Origin of the sequence: Granulicella sp. WH15 (assembly GCF_009914315.1) — a bacterium.
Taxonomy (GTDB): Bacteria; Acidobacteriota; Terriglobia; order Terriglobales; family Acidobacteriaceae; genus Edaphobacter.
In genome coordinates, this window is the sequence record NZ_CP042596.1 from 1347406 (window position 1) to 1359944 (window position 12539).

Annotated in this window: 13 protein-coding genes and 1 CRISPR repeat array; of the genes, 6 read left to right on the forward strand and 7 right to left on the reverse strand. The window is 56.3% G+C overall.

Translation table 11 applies throughout. The features are described from left to right. The first annotated feature begins 11 nt into the window (after nt 1-11). The gene (locus FTO74_RS05725; protein ID WP_162537277.1) at nt 12-1379 is read left to right on the forward strand and encodes a hypothetical protein; all 1368 of its coding nucleotides are present in this window, start codon (nt 12-14) and stop codon (nt 1377-1379) included. Here FTO74_RS05725 and FTO74_RS05730 read toward each other — a convergent pair. From FTO74_RS05730 to FTO74_RS05740, 3 genes are all read right to left on the reverse strand, one after another. Beyond that, entirely contained in the window at nt 1357-1791 is a 435-nt protein-coding gene (locus FTO74_RS05730; RefSeq protein WP_162537278.1) for a hypothetical protein, read from the reverse strand. The two genes, FTO74_RS05725 and FTO74_RS05730, sit on opposite strands and share 23 nt — an antisense overlap. A 387-nt stretch (nt 1792-2178) precedes the next feature. Beyond that, nucleotides 2179-2580 (reverse strand): hypothetical protein, encoded by a 402-nt coding sequence (locus FTO74_RS05735; RefSeq protein ID WP_162537279.1) that lies wholly within the window; start codon nt 2578-2580, stop codon nt 2179-2181. Beyond that, nucleotides 2577-3218 carry an NAD(P)H-dependent oxidoreductase gene (locus tag FTO74_RS05740; RefSeq protein ID WP_162537280.1) on the reverse strand — a complete coding sequence of 214 codons (642 nt, stop codon included), beginning with the start codon at nt 3216-3218 and terminating at the stop codon, nt 2577-2579. The genes FTO74_RS05735 and FTO74_RS05740 overlap by 4 nt, the downstream gene beginning before the upstream one ends. A 112-nt stretch (nt 3219-3330) precedes the next feature. On the opposite strand from FTO74_RS05740, the gene FTO74_RS05745 reads away from it, so the two are divergent. After that, the gene (locus tag FTO74_RS05745; RefSeq protein WP_162537281.1) at nt 3331-3915 is read left to right on the forward strand and encodes a TetR/AcrR family transcriptional regulator; all 585 of its coding nucleotides are present in this window, start codon (nt 3331-3333) and stop codon (nt 3913-3915) included. A gap of 304 nt (nt 3916-4219) precedes the next feature. On the opposite strand, the gene FTO74_RS05750 is transcribed toward FTO74_RS05745, so the two are convergent. Both FTO74_RS05750 and FTO74_RS05755 read right to left on the reverse strand, forming a co-directional pair. Further along, the gene (locus FTO74_RS05750) at nt 4220-7738 is read right to left on the reverse strand and encodes a TonB-dependent receptor (RefSeq protein ID WP_162537282.1); all 3519 of its coding nucleotides are present in this window, start codon (nt 7736-7738) and stop codon (nt 4220-4222) included. 477 nt (nt 7739-8215) lie between these two features. Continuing rightward, nucleotides 8216-8575 carry a BBE domain-containing protein gene (locus FTO74_RS05755; protein WP_162537283.1) on the reverse strand — a complete coding sequence of 120 codons (360 nt, stop codon included), beginning with the start codon at nt 8573-8575 and terminating at the stop codon, nt 8216-8218. A gap of 328 nt (nt 8576-8903) precedes the next feature. On the opposite strand from FTO74_RS05755, the gene FTO74_RS19655 reads away from it, so the two are divergent. Next, a complete protein-coding gene (locus tag FTO74_RS19655; protein WP_255462528.1) occupies nt 8904-9059 on the forward strand; it encodes a hypothetical protein in 156 nt (51 codons plus the stop codon). A gap of 776 nt (nt 9060-9835) precedes the next feature. Here FTO74_RS19655 and FTO74_RS05765 read toward each other — a convergent pair. Next, entirely contained in the window at nt 9836-10102 is a 267-nt protein-coding gene (locus FTO74_RS05765) for a helix-turn-helix transcriptional regulator (protein WP_220399085.1), read from the reverse strand. Nucleotides 10103-10184: 82 nt separating this feature from the next. Here FTO74_RS05765 and FTO74_RS05770 point away from each other — a divergent pair, with 82 nt between their 5' ends. From FTO74_RS05770 to FTO74_RS05780, 3 genes are all read left to right on the forward strand, one after another. Further along, on the forward strand, nt 10185-10406 hold the full coding sequence (locus tag FTO74_RS05770) for a hypothetical protein (protein ID WP_162537284.1): 222 nt from the start codon (nt 10185-10187) through the stop codon (nt 10404-10406). A 141-nt stretch (nt 10407-10547) separates the two neighbouring features. Continuing rightward, on the forward strand, nt 10548-10886 hold the full coding sequence (locus tag FTO74_RS05775; RefSeq protein WP_162537285.1) for a TrbC/VirB2 family protein: 339 nt from the start codon (nt 10548-10550) through the stop codon (nt 10884-10886). Nucleotides 10887-10926: 40 nt separating this feature from the next. Then, complete coding sequence (locus FTO74_RS05780; protein ID WP_162537286.1) at nt 10927-11244, forward strand: hypothetical protein; 318 nt, start codon at nt 10927-10929, stop codon at nt 11242-11244. 115 nt (nt 11245-11359) lie between these two features. Further along, nucleotides 11360-12120: direct repeats of the CRISPR family, unit length 36 nt; unit sequence GCTGGGGATGGCCGGGATTCACCGCTCAAGTACACT. A 50-nt stretch (nt 12121-12170) separates the two neighbouring features. Here the strand turns inward: FTO74_RS05780 and cas2 are convergent. After that, complete coding sequence (gene cas2, locus FTO74_RS05785) at nt 12171-12509, reverse strand: CRISPR-associated endonuclease Cas2 (RefSeq protein WP_162537287.1); 339 nt, start codon at nt 12507-12509, stop codon at nt 12171-12173. Nucleotides 12510-12539: the final 30 nt, after the last annotated feature.

Here is a 12539-nt window from a genome sequence, read left to right on the forward strand (position 1 = left end):
CATACCCGGTCATGGCCATAGTTTCGGCGCAGACAAAGGATCCGCATGCACAGGATCGTGGGCAGTCTCTTTCGCTGGCTCAGCAGCAGGAGGTGCAGCAGGCTCTCGAAGCCGTGCTCGCCAGCCCCTCCATGCGCTCCACTCAGCAGTGTCAGACACTTTTGCAATACATCGCCGAGCACACCCTCTCTGGCGAACTGGCGCTTCTTCGCGAACGCGTAATCGGCACAGAGGTCTTCGGCCGGAAGCCGGACTACGAACCCGGGGAGGATCCGATCGTTCGCATCCGTGCCGCCGATCTCCGTAAACGTCTTGCCCTCTACTACCAGTCGCTCCCGACCGTGCCGGATGTTCGAATCGATGTGCCCTCAGGTTCTTACAAGGCCACCTTCACCTGGAAGACGCTGCAACCTGAGCCATCCGAGCCCTTCATCGACCAGATGCCCGCGGCCATCGCTGGTTCGTCGTCGCCGAATCTCTTGTCGCAGCCCTTGCCTGCTCACGGGGACTCCGTTCTAAATGCCGATCCGGATTCTTTGGCCCACAAGTCTTTCCATCTAGGTATGTTGCAGTTAGTCTTTCTGGTCGCCCTTCTGATCGCAGGTATTTTCACTGTGACGAGCTGGTACCACGGCCGATCGGATCGGATTCTTCGAAGCTTCTGGGCACCGGTGCTGGATAGCCCGAAGCCACTTCTGATTTCAATTGGAAGCAACGCTGTTTACCGAGTGTCGGACGAGGAGGCAGACGCATACAGCCGACAGAACCATCTTGAGAGCTCGGGTATGGAGTTCTTTCAACAGTTCGCCCCAAACCAGACGATCGCCTCCACCGGGCTCCACGCCGCGGAGAACAGCTTCGTGGCGCTTGGCGATGTAGCCGCTGTCTCGGAGGCGGTGAGCACCCTTTCGCACTTCGCCAAAACTTACCAGGAGCGTTTCCCGAACGACATCTCATTTGCCGAAGTTCGGAATAATCCAACCCTGCTGATCGGCGGATTCAACAATCCGATGACCCGCGAACTCACCCGCAACTTCCGTTTTGTGCTCGCCTCACGCAACCGCATCGAAGATCGCAATCAGCCCGGCAAGGCATGGGTGCTCCAGGCATCTGACGATTCCCATGACACCGAAGACTATGCCATCGTTACTCGTGTCTTGCATCACGGTGACGACCAACCCCTGGTGAGCGTGGCGGGAATGGGCCAGTATGGAACATTGGCCGCAACGGATTTTGTTTGCAGTCCGGAAGGGATTCAACAGATGGGTGACGCTCTTGGAGGGAGTTGGCAGAAACGAAACTTTCAGCTCGTGTTGCGCATTAAAGTAATGGATTTCAAGCCGGTCTCAACTTCGATTATTGCCCACCATACTTGGTAGTACATTCCTTGTCTGCTTCGCGGTATGGATAAAGATCTTGCCATGCCTCGCGAAACACTGCACTGTCTTCAGCTTCAATGTCGAGGGAAGAGATGAGGTTTTCGTCATGGAAGAGACAACAGGCAATGCTCCCAGCATGAGTGAACGTCTCTGAATTTTCGCTGTCGGCAAATCCAACATAAAGGCTTATGGCTGGACTGGTGTGTTTGGCGTGCATAATCTTGCGGATACCCGTTATTTCACAGCAGCGAATGGGGTCGGCGGCTTTGTAGGGGATGCACCTTCGCGACAGAAATGGAATCCAGTCTTCACTGTGCATGAGGCCACATCGCTTGGAGGCAGATAATTCACTCCAACTCTTTTCATTGAAAGAGCCTTTGAAACATGCGCCGCTAGAAGTTGCAGACCACATCCACGGAATCTGCGTCGGTCCATTTCGGCGAGATCACCTCGCGAGTAAACTGGCCCCTTGAGGGCAAGGTACGGATAGCGTCAGGATACTGCTAAGAAGAACCGCGGCTCGTAGAAACATGGTTTGTACAATGGCAAATTTGTATTAAGCAACGATCAATCTTCCGACTTCGTTGAGGGCGCAGTAGTGGCTCCAGACATCGCCAAGGTCGATACCGATCGTCATCTCAACCCTGGATCGTCTGCGGGAAACTTCCTCGACGAGGTGTTGCCACGAGTTTTCATGGGATTAGTCTCTCTCCGGTTCGGAAGGACTGCTCATTCCATTTTCCGTTACCAAAACCATTTCGCAGCAAGGAGAAATCGTATCGCCTTGCTGCGAAGCCAATCAAGCTTCCGTAGTCGACACAGGCGCAGGCTTCGGGCTGAGGATGCCCTTGAAGCTTTCGCGATACTGAATGAAAACCAGGACCCAAAGCACACAGCCTACCAGCCCCACAGCAATGCCTGGTCCAAGCGTCAGATGAAACGCAATGATGTTGTAGAGTTCTGCCGCCAGCAGTGTCAGTCCAAGAGGCACAAAATAGCCGGAGAGCAGCAGCACTCCACCAAGCAGTTGCACCGCGAAGAAAAACGCGGCAAAGTGCGATGCAAAAGCAGCCGTCAGAAATTGTATGGCCAAGGGATTCGGTGGCGGTGGTTGATGGATGAAATTGAGAAATCCGTTCAGGCCAAAGACAGTAAACAATAGCCCCAGAAGGTAGCGAGAGGTGATGGAAGCGATCTTCATGCCTGACCTTCCTGTGTCGCTACGGCATGTGTTTGCACAGCCTGAAGGTGCGGCGCGAGAAACGCATCACGATCCTGTCCATGGTTCAGCGCCATTGTTCCGCCAGCGGTGAGGAAGGTCGCATCCGTGAGACCGAGGAAACCAAAGAGCGACCGCAGATACGGCTCTACAAAATTGAGAGATGCCATCTGCGTCTGCGCATCGTAGATGCCGCCGGTAGCGATGATGAACGTTGCCTTCTTGCCGAGAATCAAACCCTTGGGAGTTCCATCTGCATAGGAGAAGGTCTTGCCGACGCGCGCGATCTGGTCGATCCAGAGCTTCAGCACAGAGGGCACGCTGAAGTTGTGCATCGGTACACCGATGACATACTCGTCGGTCTGCTGGAGTTCTGCTATCAGACTGTCTGAAAGCGCAAGTAGCTGTTTCTGCTCTGGAGTATGCGCCTCCTCCGGCGTGAATATGGCGCCTACCCAGTCGGCATTGATCGGCGGGATTTGAGTTGCGTTTAGGTCTCGGTCAACTACCTTTCCGTCCGGGTTTGAAGCTTTCCATTGGGAAACGAACGCACCGGTGAGCTCTCGAGAGACTGACCGGCCGTACAGTGGGCTGGAGTCGATGTGAAGAAGTGTGGACATGGCAATACCTCCTGATAGACATATGACTACTAATAAACACCTGTCGACTCATAATAAATAGGCAAGTGTCGCATAAGCATCTATTGCCGAAGGAGAGTATTCTGAGGGTTGAATGTCTGAGGCTCTCCAATCCGATTTCACAACGGAAGCGGTTGATCCGCGCATCCTGCGGAGTCGGCGGATGCTCATGGAGGCCCTCGCTAACCTATTGAGCAGGAAAGAGTTCGAAGATATTTCGGTTCAGGAGATTGCCGACGAGGCAACTCTGAATCGAGCTACCTTCTATCTGCATTACCCGGATAAAGGCGCGCTTCTGCACGCCATGACGGCCACTCGCTTTCGAGACCTTATCGCTCGTCGGGGCCTTTCCTTCACAGATTGCGATGGAGCGTTGCGCGCGATTGCTCTCGGCGTCTGCGATTATCTGGCTGAAACCACTGGTTGTCCCAGCCAACTGGAGAAGATGCCTCTCGAGGGCTCGATCATCCCGGTGGTCGAAAGTATGTTCCTGGAGGGCGCTTCAAATCATCCGGCCCCATCCGGTGTTGACCCGGCGCTTCTGGGAACCACGGCTGCCTGGGCCATTTTCGGGGCAGCGCGGCGCTGGTTGCAGACGCCGGATCGGGTTTCCGCCGAGGAGATGGCTGCGAAGATTGAGGCGATAGTGAAGCCGATCTTTCTCAGTGCCTCCCACTGATACCCATTGTAGATACGGCCTGTAGGAGGCATAGAGCAGGCCCACAACTATTGAGCTTGTCATGCTTGATGCAAGATGGACAGAGAGTGCTCCGGTGTTTGGATGCCGCGAGAGGGGATTTTCTCGTTTAGGAGAAAGAACGGTACACCTGAGATGCCCATCTGCCGGACGGCTGACTCATCGACTTCGACTTCCTTTTGATTGGGTCATACGAGGAGTTTAGCTTCGCTCACTGATGGAAAGAATGCGGTCAGTAGAAAGGCCCGGACTCGAAAGAGTCCGGGCCTTCTCTGTTGTGGGATGGTTAGAAGTGGTACTTGACGGAGAGCTGCATCTGACGCGGGTTGGACCGAATCGGATTGCTTTGATTGATGATGTTGCCGAATTGGGTGTTGAGGATATTGTTCTGCGGATTGCCGAGAAACGCGCTGTTGAACAAGTTGTCGGCGTCCGCGCGGAAGTTGATCTGGTGCTCGCGCCAGATGGTGAAGTCCTTAGTGACCGAAGCTCCATACGTCTGGAAGCTCGGCGCACGTTCGGAGTCGGGAGGAGCGGTACCGAAGGTTCCGAGCGCGGGCTGACCGTAGGCGCAGACGCCGTTGTCAACGCCAGGCGTGGTGCAAGGCACTGCGGACGGGTCCGTACCAAACCAGTTGTTGATGGAGCGATTGACAATCTTCAGCTCACGGTAATGATTCGGGCGCTGAGAGTTGCCGTTGACAGCCGAGTTATTGCTTGAGGTGCTGATGCTGACGGGGAAGCCGGAGTAGGCGACGCCGGTCATGCCGATCTTCCATCCGCCCACGACTTCGTCCAGAGCGAGCGGCATGTTCGCACCGAACCTGCGGCCACGGCCAAGGGGAAGATCGTAGACAAGGTTGAAGTTGAGGGCGTTGCGGACGTCCTGTCCGGTCGGACCGTATTCGTTGTGGAGGTTGTAGACGTTCTCGGCGTAAGCGCTGGATACGCTGACGCCGGGAGCGCCGTAGAAGCCGATGCTGTTGGTCATGGCGCGGCTATAGGTGTAGTTTGCGGTGTACTGCAGACCTCGGGACAGACGCTGACGGAAGCTCGCCTGCAGAGAGTTGTAGTTCATCATGGCGTTGGAGTCTGTATAGCGGACCACTCCGGTGTAGCCTACGCCGGGAGTGTCCTGGAAGGGGGACTTGGGGCATCCCGCCGGTTGTGGCTGTCCGGCGCTCGGGAACGTTTGAACGACCCCATTGAGGACGCACGGAGCCTGGAGCTGGTTTCTCTGGTTAGCAGTGATGAGGTGCTGTCCGGACTCTCCCAGATAGCCGATCTGGAAGGAGGCGGTGTTGCTGAGCTGGTACTCGAGGGTCAAGCTGTACTCGCCGATGAAGGCGGGCTTGATCTTCTTGTTCCAGACGTTATAGACGACACCGCTGGCTCCGCCGCTGGGGTTCGGGATTCCGAAACCATCCTGGACATCGAAGAAGTTACCGGGGGTTCCAGTTGCGGCATTGGGCTGAACACCGCTGGCCTGATAGGAGCCCTGGAAGGGAAGGTTGGTGGTCATGCGGAGGTTAGCTCCGGTGCCTTCCATGAAGTTCTGGATGCCGTATCCGCCGCGGACGACCAGGCGAGGTTGTGCCTGCCAGGAGAAGCCGATACGGGGCATCACGCCGCCGTAGTAGGGATCGACGAGGGCGCGGTTGTAGCCTGCGGCCTGAGCCTGCGTTGAGCCGGCGAGCAGAACGACCGAGGGGTTGTTGGGATCGATGGTCGACATCTTGTTGTTGACCTCGTAGATGGGCTGGATGTACTCGTAGCGGATGCCGAGGTTGAGGGTGAGGGTTGGGGAGATCTTCCAGTCGTCCTGAGCGAAGTAAGCATCCCGCCAGGAGCGCATTCCGACCGGTCCGGAGACGCCGCCCTTGCTGACGAAGCCGGCGCGGTTCAGGACGAAGTCAGCTCCGGTGTATCCGCCGCTGGCTCCATTCGACGTGCCGGCGCCAAGGAAGTAAAAGCCTCCGAGGGAGCCGTCGTTTCCAGGGTAGAAGTTGTTCTGTTGTTGACGCTGGAACTGGGCACCGAACTTGAAGGTGTGCCGGTCCTTGGACCACGTGAGGTTGTCTCCGTAGAGGAAGGTGTTGAGGGTGTAGTTGGTTCCACCGTTGGCGTTGCCGATGAGGGTGAAGTCGCTCGATCCGTTGCCGGCGCTAAAGCCCTGGGGGCTATTCGAGTTTTGCATGCCCAGAGCGGAGAAGCCAGCAAAAGCCTGAGCCTGAGGATTGTTGGCCCCGATGCCGAGCAGGCTGTTGCCGTTCAGGCCGAACTGGCCGCTGGGATCGAGCAGGACCGCGCCATTGTCCTGGATGCGGGTGTAGCCTGCCCGGAACTCATTGACGATTGAGGAGCTGAACTGGTGAACTTCGTTGATGGCCACACCCCGGACGGGATAGGTGGGGGCGCTGTTAAAGCTGGTGAGTAGAGCGCTTTGGGTTGTCTGGCCGCTGTCGTCCTGCGAGTAGCGGACAAACATGTTGTCTTTATCACTGATCTTCCAGTCGACCTTCGCATCGAACTGGTCGCCGTAGTTCCGCTCCTTCTGGAGACCGTGATAGTTGTTCTGGGTCGGCGAACCGGGGTTTGGTGCGGCGTTGGGAAGCGGGTAAAGCTCCGGGTGAGCGAAGAGGTACAGTGCTGCGGGGTTGGTGACCGGGATCCGGTTGTTGGCGTAGGCGGGATGGCCAGGTTGGGTTGCGTCGTAGAGCTGAACGGTCTTGCCTGCGCCCATGATGGCCGGGTTCAGGAGCTCCGAGAAGTCGCCAGTGCGCATCAGAGGGGTGTAGACGCTGGCCTGGGACTGACCGCCGGAGTGGAAGCGGCCGCCCTGATAGTCGACGAAGAAGAAGAGCTTGTCCTTCAGGATGGGGCCGCCGAAGGTTCCGCCGAAGAGGTTGCGGGTGTAGGAGTTCTTCGCAATGTGAGTGAAGTTGTTTACCCAGCTATTGGCGTCGAGGTTGAAATTTCCTAGGAAGTAGAACAGGCTTCCGTGCCAGTTGTTGGTTCCGCTCTTGGTCTGGTAGAGGATGTCGCCGCCGTTGACGTTGCCATACTCGGCGTTGGCGTTGGCGGAGATGACCTGGACCTGGCCGATGGCGTCGACGCTCGGGTTATAGCCGAGCTCGTCGTCGAGGGTCTGGTTGATGTTCATACCGTCGAGCAGGTACTGGTTGGCCTGCTGGCGGTTGCCATTGACGGAGACGGAGGCGTTGCTGCTGGCGCCGGCGGGATTGTTTGAGCTCAGCGGACCGGAGACGGCCGCGTTGCTGACGAAGCTGTTGGGCTGGGTGCTGACCGAGCCGGGAAGAAACATCGTGATCGCGGTCAGGTTACGGCTGACGAGGGGAACGTTCTCGATCGCCCGGTTGTCGAGCGTGGTGGCGAGGGTAGGGTTCTCGGTGTTGAGCAGGGGAGCGATCTCGGCCTGGACCTGGACCTTCTGCTGCTGGCCTGCGATGGTCAGGTGGCTGTCGATCTTGGCGTTCTGGCCGGTCTCGAGGGTGAACGGGCCATAGGTCGTGTCTCCGAAACCGGGGGCGCTGACCGTGATCTTGTAACGGCCGATCTGCAGGAAGCGGATGTTGTAGATGCCGTCGCTGTTGGTCGTGGTGTCGGTGTTGATGCCGGTGTCCGCATTGCTGGCGGTGACCTTGGCGTTGGGAACGATGGCGCCCGTCGAATCGGTGACTGTACCGTTCACGCTTCCGGTAATTGTCTGTCCCCAGGAGATAGCGGAACAGGCCATCAGGAGGAAGGCGGTGAGAATACTGAGAATGATAGATCTCCGTTGCATCTTAGTCTCCTCAAAAAAACTGCTTAGCTATTGGCCGGGTGGGAATGGGATCACGATTCGATGTGTTTCTCCCAGCCTTGTTTTTGTCTTTTGTCTTCGGACCGTGAGATCGGAGTCGGGTTTGCCGGTCCGGGCTCTCGACTCACTACCGTCGGGATCGTGTTTTTAGCTGCATCGCCTCCTTGAGAGAAAGTTCTTCCTGTACGCAGCCAGATCGCCTGAGCGGGATTCTGCCGCGTTCAAGGGAAGTAAAAGGCATTTTCGAACTGACTGGAGAGCCGTCGTCTGTTGAAGACGACGGGGAGCGAACCTGGCACGATGCGGGGAAGAGGGCGCAGAGTAGGGCGCGGCTCCTGTGGGACCCGGGTGCGACTGGTAAAGGCTCGAATGGATCGGTCGGACCAAGGCATCTCCGTATAAAAACGTCAGATTGCGAAAGACCAGACTGCAAACTCAAACCGCACGCACTCGGGCTTTTCAGGCGCGAATAGACATGGCGTGGTGGAAGATGTTGTCGGGCTCGTAGCGCCGCTTCGCTCTTTGGAGGAAGGGATAGAGTCCCTGCTCTCCGTAGTACAGATGGGGCCAGAAGGGGGAGGCGAGCATGTTGGAGTCGGGGTAGTTGGTGTAGCAGCCCTCGTACTGCTGATTGTGGTAAGGGGGCCCCTTGTGGGTGGGGCCAGCGTCGGGGCAGGGGGTGAGGTCGGCGAACTCAGGCCGGTTGACGGCACCGCCGCAGGAGTAGACGGCGAGAATGCTGCCGACGTCTTCGGTGGTCTCGGTGGGGAGATACTTATAGATGAGACGGGCCTCGTCGCGAGTGAATCCGCGCTTCATAAAAAAACGATTACTTTCTGAGTGGGTCGATTTCAAATCATCGAAGATGTCCTGTCAATCAGGCGGTTGTCTCCTCTTTTGGTAGGGTAAATAGCCTATACTCGCCTCAATGTTTTCAATGAGATTCAAATATTAATGAGTGTTTGAAGTTTTATGGAGTGGAAGAGAGCCTATCTCTCGCCACTTTTGCCACCAGATAGAGCGGGAATCCCAAGGCAGCGATGAGTGGAGTGGCCCTGATTTGTCCATGCTCTTCCACCTCGCTTTTTAAATCCCTCCTCTTCAGCCTGTCTCTAACTTCTGCGAATCAACATAGGGAGGCATATATATGGCGAAGGTTGTTCTGATCACAGACGCCAACAAGGGCATCGGTTTCGAAGTAGCCTGTCAACTCGGTTGTTCCGGATTTACCGTCCTTCTCGGTCACGCGACCTCTCGCGTGGTGAAGCCTCAGCAAAGCTGCGCTGAACATATCGATCTCTAAAGCAGCTTGTTCGTAGAACGGTATGTGCGTTTCCTGCGTGCTCCAGAGCCGATGGGGTAACACGGCGAGCAGCGGCAACGACGGCCTTGCTCTTGGCCTGCTTGCCGCCTCGGGCACCCTTCCGCTTGCCAATAAATTGAATGGGAGAGAATAAGTTGGCCATGTAGATGGATGACTGGAAGTTTCCGAATCGCATCAAGAAAGCCGGCACGAAGATGAAACCGGGTCCGATGTGGCACGAGGACCTTCTGGGCAGGGTGATTCAGACTGTCGCGGAAAACTCGGGCTACCGCACGTCACATGGCGGCTTCTGCGGCACTGGGGAGCGACGGAGATGGTGGAGGCTAAAGTGCCGATCAAAGCAGCGCAGGAACGGTTAGGTCACTCCGCCCCGATGTTCTTCTCAAGTTCTACGCTCAAGTCCTCGACGCCTCGGCAGACGAGGCGGCAGCCACGCTCAGTCAGGGGCTCTGCGCAAAGTCGGCGGCTCTGGAGGGCGCGTATCAGGCTGTTTCGTAAGGGGGTGCCGGTCAATTGGCAGCCAAAGTGGCAGCCAGTCCGAAAACCTCTGGAGCTAAGTTGTTGAGGAAATTGGAGGCGCGGGTCGGGATCGAACACATCTCCCGCTTTGAAAACATGTAACTTGCACATTCTAAAAAGGGACAAAAGTGCCAAAATGCCTAGAGCGGCGACCAGTTAGCACAAATTAGCACAAAATCTACGACCGCTCAGTGACGACGAAGTCACTTCCGCTATCACGTTCCTCGTTCTGATGCTCAGCTTCCAAAGAAAAACTGAATCGGCTTCTTGTACAGCTTCGCCAACTGGATCAGCTCCATGAGGTCCACGCGGCGGTCGCCGGTTTCGCACTTCGACAAGAACGAGTGCGACATGCCCAGGTGCTCGGAAACCTCGCGTTGGCTGAGGCCAATTTCTTCTCTTGCGTTTATCAAGCGGCGAAGCACATCATCGTACATTCCTTGGTACGGAGCGGTCCGGGCTTTTCGCGACTTTCGGGTTTCGGCTTCGGCACGCTGCTTCACAACTTAAGTTTGTGGAAGCCTTGGCGAATCCCCTAATAAGGGGCATCTTGAAGAGGTTGTGAGCGTTTGGTTAGGAGTCGAAATGGCAAGCGAAGAACCAACAGAGTGCTCAACGCTCAGCGGGAAAACGATCAAGACGCTCAACATCTTCCGCGCCACAACAAACGGCACCGAGATTCAGATCGACTTCACCGATGGGACTAGCTTCACTTGTCTGGTCTCGAATCGGACGGAGATTGAGGCAAATCTTTCGTTGTGCGGGGCCGGAGAACCGCAGGTGCTGGAACAGTACCTCTCCAAATAGTTCTCAGAAGTCCCCTCGACTCACCACCCATCATTACCCGCAGGAATAGTGCTCTTCCAAGAAGTGATTGGACGCTGAGCCTTTTCCGCTTCTACGTTTGCGCCATACCCCGACGAACTTGAGTCGGATGGAGGTGCAAACATGAAGACGCTTCATCGTGCAGCCCGAGTTGAGAGGCCGAGTCATCGGCCTCCCTTCTCGGGCTTTTTACTGCTCACCCTTCTCCTGTTTCCACTGGCAGCCCACGCTCAATCCGGGAGTTCGCCTTTTGATACAGGTCTCACATCCATTCAGACCCTTTTCACCGGAACGATCGCCAAGGTGAGCAGTCTGATTGCGATTGTGTTGGGCGGGTACATCTTCGGTCGTTGGATCACGACCACCGACCCGGCATTCCTCAAGATCATGGGCAAGTCCGAACGCTTCAAGTTGCGCTACGACGCCGCCAAGCAACAAGTCCCGAACGTGGAGATACGCTGACCACCTCCGCATCGGCGACCACTTCGTCCGCCTGCTCACGATGCGCGAGTCTATTACGGAGACGCGCCCGTTGGTGCTCGACAAGCTGCTCAAGATCGAAGCGAACTTCTATGCCGTTACTGAATGGACTCCACTCGCAACGGACGCGGCGAAGAAGGAAGTGGTCAAACGGCGGCGTCATGCCAATATGTCGAAGGCCGGACTCATCTCTTCCATGAAGGATGAGAGCAAGGTCAATCAGCGTGACGTACTGATTGACGAAGGAAAACAGGCCGACATCGAAGTTCTCGGGGAATGCCTTCGCGCACTCAGTGACGGACAGACGTTAGGCGAGCCACTTCACCGTTTTCATATGTGATTCTCGGCGGTAAAAACCCCTACGGGCTATCGCAAATAATTTGCCCGAAGCCAGACCTGTTTGCCGGGCCATAGGTTTAGAGGAAGCGTAAGAATAGCCCGTAGGGGTTTTTACCGCTGGGGATGGCCGGGATTCACCGCTCAAGTACACTTCGCACCCATGGTCATCGTGGGGACGGTCGGCTGGGGATGGCCGGGATTCACCGCTCAAGTACACTATCAGGCAATTTCAACAGTTACCAGCACATGCTGGGGATGGCCGGGATTCACCGCTCAAGTACACTCACAGATGCCAGCTATCAATGCGAGTGCTCGCTGGGGATGGCCGGGATTCACCGCTCAAGTACACTCTGATGAACTGCCTGTAACGCGGCAGTGAGGCTGGGGATGGCCGGGATTCACCGCTCAAGTACACTGGAATTCAATGAGCACTCTTCAGCCTGGTGGCTGGGGATGGCCGGGATTCACCGCTCAAGTACACTGAGCGGCTGCAACAGCAGTGGCAACAGACTGCTGGGGATGGCCGGGATTCACCGCTCAAGTACACTCGACTACAAACGTACCACCGACGCCTGTAGGCTGGGGATGGCCGGGATTCACCGCTCAAGTACACTCGAAAGGTAGGAAACACTCTCTCATGTTTCGCTGGGGATGGCCGGGATTCACCGCTCAAGTACACTACAGATGCCAGCTATCAATGCGATTGCGCGCTGGGGATGGCCGGGATTCACCGCTCAAGTACACTCGCCGCCCGGATCTCATCCATCGAGCCGCGGCTGGGGATGGCCGGGATTCACCGCTCAAGTACACTCGTAGTTCTCCGGCCCACGTATAAACGTCTGCTGGGGATGGCCGGGATTCACCGCTCAAGTACACTAGACCGCGTCGAACTCGCTGAAAAGCAGGGAGTTGACGCGGGGTCTCTTTTCAGAAAAGCAAGATTTGGTCAGGAATTTCTTCGGGTTCGCGCGGCTTTCTTCCATAGAACACCTCCATCTTGCCGAACTGGTGATCGGTTACGGTCATCAACCGGACTTGTCCAAGCGGCGGAATGATGGCCCGAATTGTATTGCGGTGGGAATCTGCTGCTTCTTCGCTGGGCAGATACCGCGCATATATTGAATACTGCAACATCATAAATCCATCTTTGAGCAGCCCCTTGCGAAAGCGCGTGTAGTTGCGCTTGTTCTCCGGTGTCTCTACCGGCAGGTCGAACATGGCAATGAGCCACAATGATCGATACGCAGAAAGAAGCTGCCCTTTCATAGCAATCCACGACCATATCCACGAAGTAAT